This window comes from Natribacillus halophilus (assembly GCF_900100185.1).
In the GTDB taxonomy this organism is placed as follows: Bacteria; Bacillota; Bacilli; order Bacillales; family Marinococcaceae; genus Natribacillus; species Natribacillus halophilus.
In genome coordinates this window covers 1-17,151 of the sequence record NZ_FNEN01000028.1, presented here as the reverse complement: position 1 = coordinate 17,151, position 17,151 = coordinate 1, and the positions used below count along the sequence as shown (strand labels likewise).

Below are 17,151 nucleotides of genomic sequence, written 5' to 3'. Positions count from 1 at the left end.
CCACCATGTGCGTTTTTTGATTGTTAGCCTGATGGTCTTCAGCCCATCTTAGAAACGTCTCAAAACCTTCAAGGTCGTTGGTGAAATTGATGCGTTTCCCAAACTCGAAACCGCGATCATCAATGGCACGAGCAACATGTTTGTTCTTAGCAATGTCGACGCCAATGATAAGTGTTTCCGGGGTGATTTGAGCGAGCTTTTCATTTTGTGTATAATTCATGATGAGTCCTCCTTGGTTCCCTAAATTCGAGATTCGATGATCATTCATCGTCTACTCCGCACTATACCAAGGAGGCTCTTTTGTGTTCAAAGCCCAAAATTTCACCTAACAGGAATGCTTTCTTAAATATAAATTGAATGGTTTAAATAAACTAAATAGGTAGTAAACACCTCCACTTACGATCATTGATAATCCAGTAGCCGTTGTATATAGAAAAATGTCATTATTAATGGTTGCGGTAATAGGATTGTAAACGTATAAATAACTGAGGATACCAATAACGAGTGAAATGATAGCCAATATATTGAACCCACCAGTGTATTTATAAGCTTTGTCTCCATTTATTTGAAAAAGAGAATTGAGAGACACTTTTCTTTTTCTTATTATATAAAAGTCAACCAATACAAGAGCAATTATCGGCCCACAAATAGCTCCAAATAACGATAAAAGCACGTCGTAGTAATCCAATATACCTCCCCAGAAAACTAAAGCAATACAGAATATACTCCAAAAAACCAAAACCTTCGTATAACTCCACCTTGGATTAACTATTTTTGTGCTTACTGAGAAACTATATATCGTAACAGCGTGAGTTGTGATGTTCGCTAATACAATCATAATTAAGGAAAGGGATCCTAGTACTGGTCCACCTAACTCAACCAGCCATTCTGTTGGATCAATGCTTGTCCTGCCAGTCACAGAAATCATTGCCAATGCTGTCAAACTACCAATGCAAACAAAAATGGCCATAAGAACTGAAAAACCGCCAAGGTGTCCCCAGTAGCTTGATCGTTCATTTTTTACAAGTCGCGCATAAACACCAAGTGCAACAAACCATGCAAAGACAAAGGCAAAATTCCATTCCATCACCATCATATAGTTTGCAAGATCACTACCATATGCATTTGGTTCCGCTGGCTCTACTGATGCTAGCTCAGAAAGTGAAAATTGACTAAATACGGTGTAAACAATGATAGCTCCTACCAGTAAGAAGAGAGGCACCATTATCCGGGACATATATTTCACTACTATAGGACCCTTAAAGGCAATCCATCCCCCCAAAAGAATACAGGTCGAACTGATCCATGGAAGCCATGAGTTATCTAAAGTAATTCCAGCGGATTCTGAAAGAAATAACAGGGAGTTTCCATATATCGCAGCATTCGTAACCAACATTCCCATACTGATGCCAATGGCTAGTACAGATAGAAATATTACACCCACATAACCAAACAGAGCCCTTTGATACACCCAAATATCTATCCCATATCGTGTTGTGATTATAACAGCCAGAAACAAAATGAACCCGGCTATGGTCATTCCAAATAACGTAGAGGTTAGGGCTTCTCTCATTCCAAGTAGAGAAGCATTATTTCCCCCCTGAACATAAACCCATGTAGCTATGGACCATGTTCCTGTAACAAATAAAATATCCTTGAAACTATAAACCCTCTCATTATGCAAGACAGGAACTGTGCCATAAAATACTTCATTATTTACCTGATTTGTATTCATAAAATCCTCCCTGATAATGAAATTTATTGATATAAATTACACATCTAGTAGAGACAATATGATATAGAATTGCTTTATAAGAAATTGGTATGATGAGGTGTTATTCATCCCTAAAAGATGGTTCTAAGAATCTGAACTAAGTAAAAAGATTTTCTATAGATCATAGAGATATCCAGATCGCATTTCGCATGTTCGATAAATATTTTAGACCGAGGGGAAAAATACATGGACACAAGAACAAGTGCAGGAAAGGTCTTACAAATATTGACTAAACATTTCACGTTTGAATGTACCAAAGAGAAATGTTTATAACATTATGGGTTCTAAATTGGTCAACCGCGTTCGCGACATCTTTTTTTAATTTGATGATCGTTGACTATTTCAATTTCACTCTGGGTTTAACTCTTGTACGCGAGACAAAAATGGATGATAACTTATAATTAAGGTAACAACCCGAGTGACTAAATTGCTTGAAACCTTAATCACTCGGGTTCGCATTAGTCTGACCTGCATGCTTTTCTGTTCTTTCGGAAAACAGAGAGGGCGCAACAACCAGTTTGTGCAGGCCTAATGACCATCCTTGTTTCCTTCCTCGATCATCAATGCATTTCTAATCCTCCGGAAACGTTGAGCGCTTGGCCGGTGAAAAATTCGGATTGGGAGGACGCGAGAAACAACACAGCGTTTGCCACATCCTCCGGATGGGTCATGCGACCCCAGGGAATCTCTTCATGGAATGATTTTTCTTGCTCCTCCGACGAACCCCCTCGCCAGCGGGTATAGAGATGAGCAAGGTCCTTCATCATGTTGGTTTCAGCCATCGCCGGACAAACACAGTTTACACGAATTTTGTGAGGCGCTACTTCTCGGGCTAACGCCTGCGTAAATCCGACGACAGCGAATTTAGATGCAGAATAAGGCACGAGAAATGGCTCACCCGTTTTCCCGGCGTTGGACGCGATACTGATGATCGCTCCTTGTTTACGCTCCTGCATCGCCGGTAAGACCGCGCGAGTGCAAAGGTAAACCCCCCGGGCGTTAACAGAAAACACCTGATCCCATTCCTCCGGTGTGCATTCCACGAGCGGTCCGGCAGGACAAATGCCAGCATTATTGACAAGTATATCAATCTGCCCCCACGCGTCCTCAACTTTATCCACCAAAGCGGACACGTCCTGGGGGTCGGTAATGTCCGCGGGTGCGGCGAGCGCTTCCATGCCCGCCTGACGTAGCGAAGCAGCTGCGGCATCGGCAGCCTCCGAGTTGATGTCGTTGATCGCTACTCGAGCGCCAGCTTTAGCCAGGGTAACAGCGACAGCGTTACCAATGCCACTACCCGATCCGGTGATTAGGGCAGTCTGATTACGTAAATTGATAGCGATTGCCTCCCATCATTCCTCAAAATTTTGAGCCCCGACGTTGGGTCCGAGATTGCTTATAACTATTGATGATTTACTTGCAAATCGTCCAAATTTATTCCCATACCGAGAATTTTAGCCCCACACATTATTGCTCATACTGTATCGATGTTAGCTGTCATTTTGATTCCTTTGGCAGCTCTCGACCGAGCCAATCGCGATAAAAGGTCTCTAAGTCCGGCAGGAAGTCAAAAACAATTGGGTATCCCGGCGCCGCCGCCTCCACTTCCAACAGCGTGGCACATCCCGGGCAAATAAACTCACGAATTTCCATCCAGTCCGGATCATAACTATGACGCCCGGGATAGATTTCGGCAATCTCTTCTTCGTCATCCCGGACATTGATCATCGCCTTCAGCTTCCAGTTGCGAGTGTAGTGACCAAACTCATAACTGCAGCCGCATTTGACAACCCGCTCACCTTGTGGCTCACCCTGCTTAGCAACGATATACAAGTGTTCACCGATCGGCAACAAGATCGGATCGTTAAATGTTACTCGTTCCTGAAGAATATCGATGTACTTGAAAAACCGATCATCGTCTTTATACTGGCTCATAATCGATCGCGTCGACTGCCAGGGCAGTCGACCGTCAATTAAGTCACGAATGGTGTCATGATTATAGCTTGCCATCGTTCATCGCTCCTCACATTGCAAAGTCTTCGGGCAGTCGCCAGAACTCCCGGAATTCCTCGGCAAAACGGCTGGAAATGCCCATGGTATCCTGATACATCTTGCGGACCTCGTCAACGAAGTCCCTTTCCAATACCCGATCGCGCTCGGATTCGATCCAATCCTCGACCGGAACGGCCTTACTCAACCGGGATCCCCTGATTTCCTTCCGCCGGGCTACGGTTGCTTCTTCGTCGACACGCCATGTATCGCGCTCCTCATCATGATCAAGCACGACAGCATGGGTCCTTTCGGCAATTTCCGCCGTCACATAGCCATTTTCTACATCCCGGGCGATATCCAACGGATCACGTTCGATGGGATCGCCGTAGCCACCACCACCGTTGTATGAGTGGGCAAACAGATCGCCTGACTGCAACGGTTTATCGATATGCGGACCTTCAATCACATTTTTATCACCCTCGACCAATCGCTCCATGTCACTCATGTGCGGATCGCTCCCCAACTCGTGGGGCAAAGGTTTCCGTTCCTCGACCATCTGCTGGATGTTACTGTCGCGCACGGTAAAGTGCCTGTGAGCCGTCGGTGCCGGGTAACCACCGCACATGCCGGCGTTGTCAAACACACGACTGGAATGCTCGGATGTGGCTATCGTCAATTCGTCTGTGTTGTGCACAAGCCACGTCGAAGTGAAGGACGTACCGCCACGGTGGCGACCAGGACCTCCCGAATCGGCCGTGATGCTGCGGCCCAAATAGAGCATCGGTATACCTTGTTCCCACACTTCCATATTGCCCATGTCGGATTCGGGATTCCAACCCACATACCCGGTATCAATGCCATCTTTAATACCTAAAGCACCACTTCCGGCTGCCGAACACTCAAACAAAGCCATCCCGAACTGATCGCCGTACTGGCTTTGACCACCCATTTCAACCATCGGGCTGTTGACCTGACCGACAAATGCCTCTTCTTTGAAACCCCGGCTTACAAAACCACGGCTTAGCAACCGCTGAAAAATTCCGAAGGCCGGTAGCAAAAGTGCCCAGGACGTAGCCGTCGCCACGGTGTGACGATCTGGATTAGTCCAGGTCCCTGACGGTAAATTCATATCGGTGGCCAACCACGCTCCATCGTTCACCTTGCCTTCATAATTCATAGACTGGGTGAGGGTGACAAACAAGCCGCCGTCCATGCCTGCCGGTGTACAATTCATCGAGTGATAGCCCCAAGAACCAGTGCCATCGAAGTCCAAGTGCATTTGGCCGTCACCGCGTACCTCCAGTTCGAGGGGGATGGAATACAGGAGATTCCCATCACTTAGCGGCAATATGCCTGGCTTGCCTTCGGTGAGATGGCCATAAAATGTGTGTCCTCGATAGCGACCAGGCACCATGAGCTGTTTCACCCGCGAAAGTTGCGCGCGGCGACCTTCTTCGATGAATTCCCGGGTCGCCCGTTTGTAGTAGTCTAAACCTACGTCATCGATAAGCTCTTTCACCTGATCCCGTAATTCCAGGTTAGCTGCGACTTTCGCTTTGTCGTCGAACATCCAATAGATGGGCATGCGAAGGTTTCGCTCCAACCGAATCAGATAGTCCCGGCGCAGCTCGTCATTAAAGCCTACTTTTTCGGCGGTAACGAACAAGCCCTCGGTGAAGCGTTCTTGTGCCAAGTATACGTCACCACCCGGCGTGATGCCGCCAACCTCCAATTCGTGTGCGACCGTCCCTGCCCAACCGACAAGCTCGTCATCATGGAAAATCGGTACGACGACCATCACGTCCGGTACTTGCACCGTACCGATGAAGGCGTCATTATTGGCGAAAATGTCACCGGGGCAAATGCCGGGCGACTCCTCGTAACCATTTTGAATCATCCATTTGATAAACCGGCTCATCGTGTGTACGTGAACCATAATGCCGGTGGAAAGGCTGATCGCGTCACCTTCGGGCGTATACAAGGCTACGACCATTTCCCCCACCTCTCGTACGCCAGGTGAAGCCGAAATGCTACGGGCCATCTCCCGGGCGGAGATCGTCATTGAACGAAGCTTTGTGTGTAGGCTTTCGTAGCGCAGAGGATCGTCCTCACGGTATTTTAATTCCGTGATGCCGGCATAACAGCCCGTTTCTCGAAATCTACGATCGTACTCGAGCAACTGCTCCTTGATTGTCATGGTTTCGTTTTCTGATGCGTCAGTCATAAGGATCCTCCTTTTTCAGGTTGAACCGCGTTCTACAGCAAGTAACCTACTGTTCTTTTCGCTTAGTCGCCATGTTCGTAGTGCAGAATGGTCCATTCATCTAGCCGGACCCGGTCCCCCGATGGAATGACCAAGGTCGTAGCTGGGTGCTCCACAATGGCTGGACCCTCAAGCACGTTGCCTGGCTCCAGCATGTCCATTTCCCAAAGCTGCGCCTCATGCCAGTCACGATTGTAATACATGGCCCGCGTCCCTTTGTTGGCCTTGGGTTTGGGTTCCGCGGCACCCAAGGGACGGCGAGTCAGCTCCGGCTTCACTTTTTCCACGCGAGCGCTTAAGCCAAGCTCCATAATTGTGAAGCCAGCTTCGGCTTCCCCGTAGCTGGACGCACTGCGGTTGATCGTTTCGTACAGGGTTTCAAAAGCCTGTGTGAGCCGATCTAAGTCGTCATCTGACTCCAGTTTCGTCGCCGGTGCTGTCACTTCAACATCTTCCAATTGGCCGGTGTAACGCATCATGGCGAAAGGCTCACAGGTGACCGCCTCCGAATCATGGCCTTCAGCGACCAATTCAGAACGGGCGTGGGCGTCGAGGTCGTCCCAAATCTTATTAATCTGCCAGCGAACCTCGCCTCGGTCCTGCTCCGACGTCTCGGGGCCAATCATAATATGGACGGATTGGCTGTGCCGGTGCAAATAATCAGCGGTTGTGCATCCAAAGGCTGAAAAGGCCGCCGCAAACGGAAATGTCATAACACCGCTAAAACCTAGGCCGCGGCTGTACTCGGCCATATGAAGCGGACCAGATCCACCGTAAGACATCAAGTGGTACTCACTTGGATCAACACCTTGAGTGGAAATGATGGATTCAATGGAAGACCTAGCTTCCATTTCTAGCAAATTCACCATCCCTTCAGCTGCTTCGTACACATCGACCCCCAAGGGATCGGCAACCTTTTCCTGCAGGACCTGCTTTGCCTTCTCAATATTGAGTTGGACCTTACCACCGAGGAAATTGTCCGGGTTCAAGCGACCCATGACCGCATCACAGTCAGCAATCGTTGGTTCCGTGCCTCCCATATCCATGGCCACCGGACCCGGGACAGAGCCAGCGCTTTCAGGTCCTAGACTGACCTTGTGAGTGTATGGATCCACCTTGACGATGGTCCCGCCGCCGGCGCCGATGGTATCCATTGCTAATGTCGGTAGATTTAGCTTAAACCGGGCCAAAGTCGGCTCATCATCAATAGGGATTTTGCCGCGGGTAACGGCACCGATGTCAAAACTCGTCCCCCCCATATCGCTGACGATGACCGAGTCCGTACCAACCAACTCGCCAACATGTTTGGCGCCCAAAAGGCCCCCGACCGGTCCTGATATCATCGTCTCGTGAAGACGGGGATAACGCACGTTGGCGAGCCCCCCGTATGAGAGCATCGTTTGCATACTGTGTGGAAAACCATGTTGTTTAGCGGCGGCTTCGACCCCTAGAAGCTGATCACGGCCCTGGGCCGTTGCGTATGCCTCAATGAGCGTGCTGTTTAACCGGGACTGCTCTCGGATGATCGGACGAAGCTGATGACTAAAGTAGATCGGTACGTCGACATCATTTTCCGCCAGTACCCGCCGGGCCGCTTCGCCAATTTGCCATTCGTGTTCGGGGTTGACGTGGGAATACATACAGCAGATGCACAATGCCTCAATGTCCTGATTCAATAGCTCTTTCACACCGTTGACAGCCTCATGCTCATAAGCAGGAATGACCACCTGACCGAACTGATCGACACGCTCGGTCACACCGCGCACCCGGCTGCGGGGTACAAGGGGGTCGGGATGAGCGTGGGTGACCGCATGCAAGCGGTCTGGGTACGAATACCCCGACCATGACTGCAACCCTCTTCCCATGAGTACGGCGTCTTCCATACCTCGTGTGACGATCAACCCAAGGCGTTTGCCGGTCCTGGAAAGCAACGTATTCAGCATGCCCGTACCTGAATATAAGATGACCTCCAACTCTTCAAAGGTTTTGTTGGTATCCAGGTTCCAGAGGTCAGTAGCATCTCGAGCAGATTCCATAAACCCTTCCGCTTCGTGGCCGGGCGTGGTCGGCGCCTTACCGACAGCGAAGTTGCCCTGTTTGTCCACGAGAATTGTGTCAGTCATCGTCCCACCGGCATCGATGCCGAGTACGAGTGGTGTTGACTGTTCCATAGCGCACCTCTTCCTTTTTTGTAGTTTAAGTATCGATGTAGCCTGTCACTTTACTTTCTTATAGATATTCAAATAACTTATTATCCATTTTCTTATCACGCAATCACCTCTCTTGCCAATACACTAACCGTCCATACGGTCAGTTGTCAATACAAAGTTATAGAAAAGACTTTATATAAAACGTGATTTCGAATATTAAATGCGCCCGGGCACAGGTATTACGGATTTTACCGGAGGGGATAGCCCTCTCCCCCCCTTGGATAAAGCTCTCACAAAACACCATCAGCGTTCATAGCATAATTTAATACCTGGGGAAATACACTAAACGGTGCAAAAACATATTATTTTTCTCGTGTTAGCCTATCGAATCTATCCAGTACATCCCTTCTTAGCTCTCCTTTTGGCGGAGCTAGATCGAATATATCATTGAACCACAAACCATCAATGATAAGTCTATAAATAGTTGCTAAAATTGGATCCAACCCATCATCTTCAATTTTTTCTTGCCATTCTTCATGGAATTCTTGTACGGGTTTTAATAGTTCTTGGTCTGTTGCAATTGCCGCTAATAAGCCTGCTTTGAGTTGCTGTGGATTATTAAGTGATGCTTCAGCATAGGATCTTATAAAATGCCCTTTTTCAACATCTTTCTCATTAATATTTTCCATTCCTTCCGCATAACGCTCTAACACTTCTTTAATGACTCCTTGAATTAACGCGTTTTTACTCGGAAAGTGATAAAGTAAACCACCTTTACTGACACCTGCTTCTTTTGCGACATTTTCTATTGTCAAGTATGCGACCCCTCTTGAGTTGATAACACGCTGGGTTGCATCAAGTAACTCATCATCTAATTTTTTCAAAATGTGCTAAGACCTCCCATGTATTTTACATATAAACGTAACCGGCTTTCCGGTTTGTTGTCAATAAATGACAACAAGGATGTTTGAATTTATAGGAGTTAAAGTATCTACTCCCACTCTCCTTAGTTATTTATATTGCGCCCCTTTTCAATAAAATGATCCTCTTCTTGATCAGCTATCTTTTTTCCTTTGGAATATGGCGATTTGTCTTCACCAAAATCTTCTTTAACAGATTTAATAAAAGAAATAGTCAACAAAACAAACACCAAAATCATAGGAACCCCTACAATGACGGAAGATAATTGAACGGCCTCGAGCCCACCTATATACATTATGAATATACCTACTATTCCAAGGATAATTGCCCAAGACAACCTGTGGATACGGGCCGGTTGACCCGTATGATCCAATTCCTTACTGGAGATGGAGGCTAAAATAAAAGATGCGGCATCAAAGGTTGTTGCGGAGAATACTATATAGACTATAATGAGTAGTACTATTATGATGGCACTCAAAGGTAATGTATTCATCACTGCCACTACAGCATCTGTTTCTCCTTCAGTAACCATTATTGAATTTACTGGAACTAAGTTGGATAACTCAAGGTTTAATCCGTAGTTTCCATAGACGCTAAAAAAAATCCAAGTTCCCACTGGACCTACAAGGCATTGGGTTAAGATCAACTGTCTTATCGTCCGACCTTTAGAAACCCTGGCAGTAAATAAACCTATTAATGATGCATAACCAATCCACCACGCCCAATAGAAAACAGTCCATGTTTGAGGAAATCCTTCATTCCGAATGGTGTCTAAATTCAGACCCATTCTAAAAAAATCATTTAACATTGTCCCTAAAGCTTGTATAGAATTATTTAACATAAAGATAGTTGGCCCTACAATAAATACGACAGCAGTTATTACTATGACGATAATCATATTAAAATTAGAGAGTCTTTTAATCCCCTTATTAAGACCAACATACACACTTGTACCAAATACAATCACCCATAGAGCAATAACAATGACTAATAATCCAAATGTGACAGGTATATTAAACAATTCGCCTATAAATCGTGCCACCATGGGGGCTACCAAACCTATACTTGTTCCTACCACCCCGATCAAACCAATCATCGTTATAATATCGATGATTTTACCAGCTAAACCATCAGAATGTTTTCCTAGTACAGGTCTGCACACAGCACTAAGTTTTAATTGTGGTATTTTTTTCACATAAAGAGCGTATGCTATAGGTATGCTGGGAAGAGCATAAATAGCCCATGCGAGAATACCCCAGTGAAAAAAACCATAAGGAATAGCCCACTCTGCTGCACTTATTGATTCTGGTTCTATTCCAAAAGGGGGTTCATTAAAAAAATAAAATGGCTCCATAACAGATTCATACATAATTTCCGCGCCTATCCCAGTAGTAAAAATCATTGCAAACCAACTGAAAGTTGAAAACTCTGGTTTATCGTCGGGGTTTCCTAATTTAATTCGACCCAGCCGACCGAAAATCAACCAAATAAAAAAAACAAGTATCGCAAAAGGAAATAATAGATAAAGCCACCCAAAATTACTAGTGATGAAATCTAATGTTGTTCCTACAACATTTTCGGCAGCCGAAGGATTTATTCCAACAGGTATTAATGCAAGTAGTAAAATTACTAAAACAGGCCAGATTATTTTGTGATCTAAGTTCAAGTTTCTCACGTTATCAGCTCCTCTTATAAAATAATTTTAAAAAAGTGATTTTAAATAACTTCATCTCTATTAAAATAACTCAGATTACTGGCATGGATTTGACCGTTTTGTTTCGGAATTAGTCCCCCACAACTTGAGCATATCGACATCAGAGAACGTGCATTTGTACATTCGTGATTAAAATGAATGTTGATACTTGCTCCTGCAGTTGTTTTATTTTCGTCAATAGAAAACTGATTTGAATGGCAACTTGATACCACGGGGGTAACGGTAGGCGGTGGCGCTGCAACTATTTTTGGGCGTCCGCGTCGTTTGTGTTCACCTATTTTATTGTTTGGGCCACGTTTTGAACTTGACATGTGTTGAAACCGTAATGTTCCTTGTGGATTTTGTTTAGAGTCTTTGTGAACAAAGTCTTACTTTTCTATTTTCTAGGGTCTTATTTCAAGCGCTTTGCTTCATGGGCCAGCTTGGTCTCAATGGGTCTCTTTAGCATACCGTCCAGACGGATGTCATATTAGTGGATTATGTCGAAAAATGCAAACCACATTTCGCCGGCATTTAAACATTATTTGTTTTCAGGACACTTGTACAATTCGTATCTCTTTCTTTCGCAGTGATACTTACTAGTTTGAACTTGGTGGGGCTATCCTCAAAGATAAATGATACTACTATTATCAGTCATTCTCTTCCAATCTAAATTCTTCGATTCCCAATGGATCTCTGATGTTCCTGAAATGGTTTTCCTTTTTTCTTTAACAGCTCTTCGCTTTTTGTGACTGATAAACAATTTGATCATAGAATTCCTATTACCCCCTTGTTTAAATTTTATAATGTGGTAATATGAATTTGCTCATTTGAAGAACATGTTCATATTTTGGATATATATGGAGGTATAGCATGTCTATAAATAAAGAAATGGTAGAAAAGCGTACGTCAAGGTTTCGATCCCGCATGGATGACAGAGGCATCGATTATACGTTGTTATGGGACCCTGATAACCAATATTATTTGAGCAACTTTCAAGCGATTTCTTATTCCAGGCCCATTGTGCTGCTCATTGAACAAAGAAAGGCCCAATACATTATCCCGGCTTTAGAGGAGGATCACGCGAAGGAAAAGGCAAACGTTGATGAGTTTTATATTTACCATGAAAAAGTACAAAACAGTCACTTGGATACAGATTATAAAGAGCCTTTGTACAATATTATAAATGACTGGCCTAAAGATGTTGTTGTGGGTGTTGAATTGGACGTGCTTCCTGCATCGATGTACGAAATATTGCTGGAGCAAGGGGTTCAAATAAAAGATATTGGAGAAGATCTCATTGAATTGCGAAGTGTGAAAGATCAAGAGGAAATTTATTGGCTTGAACAAGCAGGGCGTTTGTCGGATGCAGCGTTAGAAGCGTCTTTTGCAAATGTAAAAGTTGGGATGAGTGAGCTGGAATTTGATTCTTTTGGCGATAAGAAGTTATTGGAAATGGCTTCATTAGAGTTTCCAGGATTAATTGTCGGCTATGAAAACTGGACGTGTTCCGGGGTCGAGCGTAGCGCGATGCCTCATCTTCATTCCAGTACACGTAAATACGAAAAGAATGACGTGATTATTCATAGTCGGCAAGTATGGATCAATGGATATCGCGCCGAAAATGAACGGACGTTTTTCATGGGAGAACCAACTGAAGAGCAGAAAAAATGCTTCCAACTTGCCGTGGATGCTCAACAAGCAGGTTTTGATATGGTCAAGCCAGGCGTCAAGGCCAAAGATGTGGATATGGCTTCCTTCGAAGTCTTTGATCAAGAAGGTTATGGGGAATATGTTCAGCATCGCATTGGACATGGCCTCGGTTTGTCGGAGCACGAAGAACCTTATCTTCGTTTTGACAACGATCTCGTTTTAGAAGAAGGCATGGTTTATACGATCGAGCCGGGCATTTATGTACCGGGCGTTGGTGGCTTCCGTCATTCTGATACAGTCATTGTCACAAAAGATGGATGTCGAAGTATAACGTCCTATCCTCGAGAAATGGAAAATCTGATGTTTTAAGGACACAGTGACCCTCCATGAAAGTGGAGGGGCATTACCATTTTAAAGGAGATTGATTTTAAACATGGCTGGGAAAATTGATAAAACCATCTTTTATCCATCAATACTTGTTGTATTAATAGTCATTGGCTTGCTTATTGGATTCCGGGAAACAGCGGAACCTGCGATTGAAGGGATGCTTGCAACGGTTACGACTAATTTGGACTGGGCGTTTGAATTTTTAACAATAGGTTTGTTTATCTTTTTTATATGGCTGATAGTCGGGCGTTTTGGAAAAGTGAAATTGGGGGATCCCGAAGATAAACCTGAATTTTCCCGATTTAGTTGGGCCGGTATGCTTTTTACGGCCAGTATGGGAACAAGCATTATGTTTTGGTCCATTGTTGAACCCCTTTACTATTACACGGGGCCACCATTCGGGATAGAACCTGAATCAGCAGAAGCTGCTGATTATGCGGTTACTTATGGGTTATTCCATTGGGGGTTATCGGCGTGGGCGTTATACGCACTCCCGGCACTCGTCATTGCCTATAGCATTTATGTCCGAAAAGAGCGTTCTTTAAGGATCAGCACGGCGTGCCGAGGCGTTCTAGGCAAGCATGCCGATGGTTTACTCGGAAAAGGGATTGATATTCTTGTCATATGGAGCCTTGTCGGCGGTCTGGGAACGTCATTAGGTATTGGCGTACCTATGGTATCTAATGTTGTTTCAGAGATCATTGGGGTAGAACCGACGATGCTGATGAATGTATTAGTCCTTCTAGTCTTTACGGCCATTTTTAGTTTAAGTGCTTATATTGGCTTATACAAAGGCATTCGACGATTGAGTGATTGGAATGTATACATGGCTCTTGGATTGGCTCTATTTGTGATCATTGTCGGTCCGACAATGTTTCTTCTATCCTATTTTACCAATAGCTTAGGTTTAATGTTCGACAATTTTATGCGTATGAGCCTGCATACCGATCCCATTAGCCAAAGTGGATTTCCACAAGAATGGACCGTCTTCTACTTTGCATGGTTTGCGGCGACGGCTCCTTTTATTGGTCTATTTGTGGCGCGTATTTCCAAAGGCCGTACCATCCGTGATCTTTTAAGTACCGTTATATTATTTGGTTCATTTGGAAGTTGGCTTTATTTCGGAGTCTTCGGCGGCTATGGTATGAATTTAGAGCTTACAGGGCAACTTAATTTCTCGGAAATTGTTCAGGAAAGTGAACAGGCTGTTATTGTAGAAGTGTTAAGTTCTTTGCCTTTGGCCTCACTGTTTCTCATTTTCTTCGCGCTTCTTGGCTTTATTTACTTGTCAACGTCCATTGATTCTGCTGCTTACGTGCTCGCAGGGATTACGACGGAGAAATTAGGAGGTAGCGAGCAACCGGCACGCTGGAATCGTCTATTATGGGGACTTATCTTAGCTACAATGGCCCTTAGCTTAACGCTCGTGGGGGGATTGGAAGTGGTCCAATCATCTGCCGTACTTGTCTCTGTTCCGGTATTAATCATGTATGTGCTGTTAGCTGTCTCTCTTTATCGTTGGCTGCATCAAGATGAAAAGTAAAGGAGAAAAGATCATGTCGCGTAAAGACATCCAGAGAGAACGCATGTGGCATTATTTTATTAATGCGGCGGCCGACTTGATAGAAAACGTAGGCATTGAACACATCACGGCTCGAAAAGTTGCTGAGAGAGCCGGATTTACGACTTCCACGATCTATAATTATTTTCAAGAGCTCTCCCATGTGATATTTTTTGCTTCTATGCGTTACACAAAGCCGTATCTTGAACAATTGCCGTTGTATATGGATCAAGGAAGAAATACGCTAGAAAAATGGTTGTATGGTTGGGAATGCTTTTGCAAAGAATCGTTTAAACATCCACAGATCTATGCAAGTATTTTTATTAACCATTTAGGTTCTGTTCCCGAAAACTTGCTCAATCATTACTACAATATATATAGAAATGATCTCGTAAGATTACCTGAGCATCTTCAATCCATTATATTGGAGCATACACTCTCAATACGGAGCTCGCTATATGTCCAGCAAGCGGTAGATGAAGGCATGCTTAACCAAGAGGATGTGAGTTATATTTCAGAAGTCACTCTTTTAATTTGGAAGGGGATGATGACAAATGTATTAAATCAACGTAGGAGGTACTCATCACCAGAAGCGATGCAGCAAACGCTTCATCTTATCCACAAATCAGTTATGACGGTTGTTCCGGCAGAAAAACAAAAGGATGTAAATCTGGTCTTTCATTTCGATCATAGATATTCTAAACCCCTATTTGATGAGTCTCATTAAACGTCTTGGTGAATACACGTTAATTTGTAAGCTGTTCCTCATCCAGTGGACGGTCGATTGATGTTTGATTTGATAATGGGATGGAATTACTCCATCCCATAGCTATTTCTAAAAAGTTGACAAAAGGGGGCGTCAAAAATGTGATGTACACTGTCATTGCTCTATTTATCGGGAAAGTAGCGAGTGATTATGTATTAAGTGGATTTGATGCCAAGAAAGCCGTTAACATTATTTCCCTTAGAAGCATAGAGATTCAAAAGAAAATCATCGAAGAAATGGGATCGAGCGCCACGGTGTTTGAAGGATATGGCGGATACAGGGAAGAAGATAAAAAAGTGGTGTACGTGGTTCTGCGTTCACAAAGAATTTTATACTTAAAGAGATTGATTACGGAAATGGATCCGGAAGCGTTCGTCGTTGTTCACAATGTCAAAGACGTATTTGGTGGAACATTCTTCGCCACACCAGTGATCGAACATACCATTGGATTATCAGCCAAATTCGATGATTATGAGGAGGATAAATAGGAGCCAAAAGATCATGAATAATGACGTTAGCATCTGATATATTTTAGTCAAATTATGGACAATATCCCCTTTCTTACCTATGCAACTCTTTTCCAAATATCAAGCAAAGCAAACCGAGCAAATGCGTGCTAGCACTCTATACTGTATCCATGCCGTGGGGCACAAAATGAGAAAAAATAAGAGGGAGTCTGATTCATGTATTATTTCACACCTTTCACGACTCCGCTATGGCTATGATGACCTATTCGCAATAGTTCATCACACATTTTCCATCGTACAGGTTTTTTATTGACTTATTAAGCTTAGAAACTCAAGTGTATAAATACAACCGAATGTTGCACCCTATAAGTGACTGATTCCTTACTTATAATTAGCCTAATTACACTTGGTCAAAAATAAAGTGGTGTAGCTGGCGGGAGTTGATTTAGGCCTAAAATTATATTTGTAAAAATAAGCTGAAACCTGCATAAAATCAGTGTTTCAGCTTATATGGTTAATTATGGATGTTACACCTTTTACACGCCTTTTGTTCCCAAAATGTTCCCACGTAAATTTAGTTTGTCGATGTTTATCCTTAGTAGTTACAGGGGACGAACTTGCCGTCAATTTGCATCCCCTTTCATTTACCATATGCCTGTCTTCACTTGCCTAGCGGAATTTTCCTTGAATGGATATGTAAGGGTTGGTCACGATAACACCATTAAAATGTCCTGTGGACGTCTCCACAGGACAATATTGGTTAATTTTTTCATAAGCAACTCTTCAATCATTTTTAAGGGCTTGATCAATCAGTTGTAGCACTTGTTTTTCGGATTCAGCTTTGTACAGTTTTGCAATCAATGCTTTTAGTACGTCTATTTCATCAATGCTTTTAACCTTATGCTGAATGTCGTTCGACCTTAGACCAAATCGGGATTCCAGATAAGAAAGAATAGCTTCTTGAATAACTTCTTTCCCCTCTTGTCTTCCTTCTTCAATGCCATCCTCATAAACCTTTTGGGCGATACGGGTCATCTTAAACACCTCCATCATTTTGTCTACATAGGAGTCTTCGAGAAATTTATCCGCAATGCCTACCGTCGTACCTATTAACTGAAAGCGTTGTTTTTCATCTTTCACTTGATTGGCAAGTTCCACAACGTCTGTAGCTAATTCAGTGCGCTTTTTCTTGGAATGCATCAACGGAAGAAAAACCAATTGTAACTGTTCATCATCATCCAGTGTTTCCTGATGGTAAACCTTATATGACAGCCTACGAAAAATATCATCCCCGTCATAATCCTTCATATAAATAGCGTTGGCACGGTATTGGATGGATCCGTGGTCAAGATGTTCATCGGCTTTCGTTATATCAGCGCCATAAATGACATACGTATAGATATTTCGCCCTGTTTTGTCATATAAGGCTGTATCATACAATTTGAACCGTTTGAGATCGTTTATGCTGAAGGTTGTTTGAAACTCAAGGTGCAGGTAAGTGTCATCTTGTAACAAAAACACAAA

At 43.9% G+C, this 17,151-nt stretch carries 13 protein-coding genes and 1 pseudogene; 4 read left to right on the top strand and 10 right to left on the bottom strand.

The features are described 5' to 3' along the window. The 9 genes and pseudogenes from BLS58_RS16360 to BLS58_RS16325 form a co-directional block, all read right to left on the bottom strand. On the bottom strand, positions 1–220 hold a 220-nt coding region (locus BLS58_RS16360), incomplete at its 3' end, for an IS110 family transposase (RefSeq protein ID WP_176764657.1). A gap of 105 nt (positions 221–325) precedes the next feature. After that, complete coding sequence (locus BLS58_RS16355) at positions 326–1,735, bottom strand: purine-cytosine permease family protein (RefSeq protein ID WP_090400114.1); 1,410 nt, start codon at positions 1,733–1,735, stop codon at positions 326–328. Between the two features lie 376 nt (positions 1,736–2,111). After that, positions 2,112–2,296, bottom strand: a pseudogene (locus tag BLS58_RS18460) (hypothetical protein); the annotation flags it as partial. Positions 2,297–2,334: 38 nt separating this feature from the next. Continuing rightward, on the bottom strand, positions 2,335–3,111 hold the full coding sequence (locus tag BLS58_RS16350) for an SDR family NAD(P)-dependent oxidoreductase (protein ID WP_281241024.1): 777 nt from the start codon (positions 3,109–3,111) through the stop codon (positions 2,335–2,337). 160 nt (positions 3,112–3,271) lie between these two features. After that, on the bottom strand, positions 3,272–3,784 hold the full coding sequence (locus BLS58_RS16345; protein ID WP_090400110.1) for an acetone carboxylase subunit gamma: 513 nt from the start codon (positions 3,782–3,784) through the stop codon (positions 3,272–3,274). A 13-nt stretch (positions 3,785–3,797) separates the two neighbouring features. Beyond that, positions 3,798–5,990 (bottom strand): hydantoinase B/oxoprolinase family protein, encoded by a 2,193-nt coding sequence (locus tag BLS58_RS16340; protein ID WP_090400107.1) that lies wholly within the window; start codon positions 5,988–5,990, stop codon positions 3,798–3,800. Between the two features lie 62 nt (positions 5,991–6,052). Further along, the gene (locus BLS58_RS16335; protein WP_090400105.1) at positions 6,053–8,200 is read right to left on the bottom strand and encodes a hydantoinase/oxoprolinase family protein; all 2,148 of its coding nucleotides are present in this window, start codon (positions 8,198–8,200) and stop codon (positions 6,053–6,055) included. A gap of 341 nt (positions 8,201–8,541) precedes the next feature. Next, complete coding sequence (locus tag BLS58_RS16330) at positions 8,542–9,063, bottom strand: TetR/AcrR family transcriptional regulator (RefSeq protein WP_176764822.1); 522 nt, start codon at positions 9,061–9,063, stop codon at positions 8,542–8,544. Between the two features lie 122 nt (positions 9,064–9,185). Then, positions 9,186–10,775, bottom strand: a complete 1,590-nt coding sequence (locus BLS58_RS16325; RefSeq protein WP_176764821.1) for a BCCT family transporter — start codon at positions 10,773–10,775, stop codon at positions 9,186–9,188. A gap of 891 nt (positions 10,776–11,666) precedes the next feature. Between BLS58_RS16325 and BLS58_RS16320 the strand changes: the two genes are divergently transcribed. From BLS58_RS16320 to BLS58_RS16305, 4 genes are all read left to right on the top strand, one after another. After that, positions 11,667–12,815: a M24 family metallopeptidase gene (locus BLS58_RS16320; protein WP_218126271.1), complete on the top strand. Its 1,149-nt coding sequence runs from the start codon at positions 11,667–11,669 to the stop codon at positions 12,813–12,815. 64 nt (positions 12,816–12,879) lie between these two features. Continuing rightward, the gene (locus BLS58_RS16315) at positions 12,880–14,376 is read left to right on the top strand and encodes a BCCT family transporter (RefSeq protein WP_090400100.1); all 1,497 of its coding nucleotides are present in this window, start codon (positions 12,880–12,882) and stop codon (positions 14,374–14,376) included. 13 nt (positions 14,377–14,389) lie between these two features. Then, entirely contained in the window at positions 14,390–15,121 is a 732-nt protein-coding gene (locus BLS58_RS16310) for a TetR/AcrR family transcriptional regulator (RefSeq protein WP_090400098.1), read from the top strand. Positions 15,122–15,261: 140 nt separating this feature from the next. Next, positions 15,262–15,648 (top strand): YitT family protein, encoded by a 387-nt coding sequence (locus BLS58_RS16305; protein ID WP_176764820.1) that lies wholly within the window; start codon positions 15,262–15,264, stop codon positions 15,646–15,648. A gap of 762 nt (positions 15,649–16,410) precedes the next feature. Here BLS58_RS16305 and BLS58_RS17750 read toward each other — a convergent pair. Next, the coding region (locus BLS58_RS17750) for an RpnC/YadD family protein (protein WP_090400095.1) at positions 16,411–17,151 on the bottom strand (741 nt) is incomplete at its 5' end.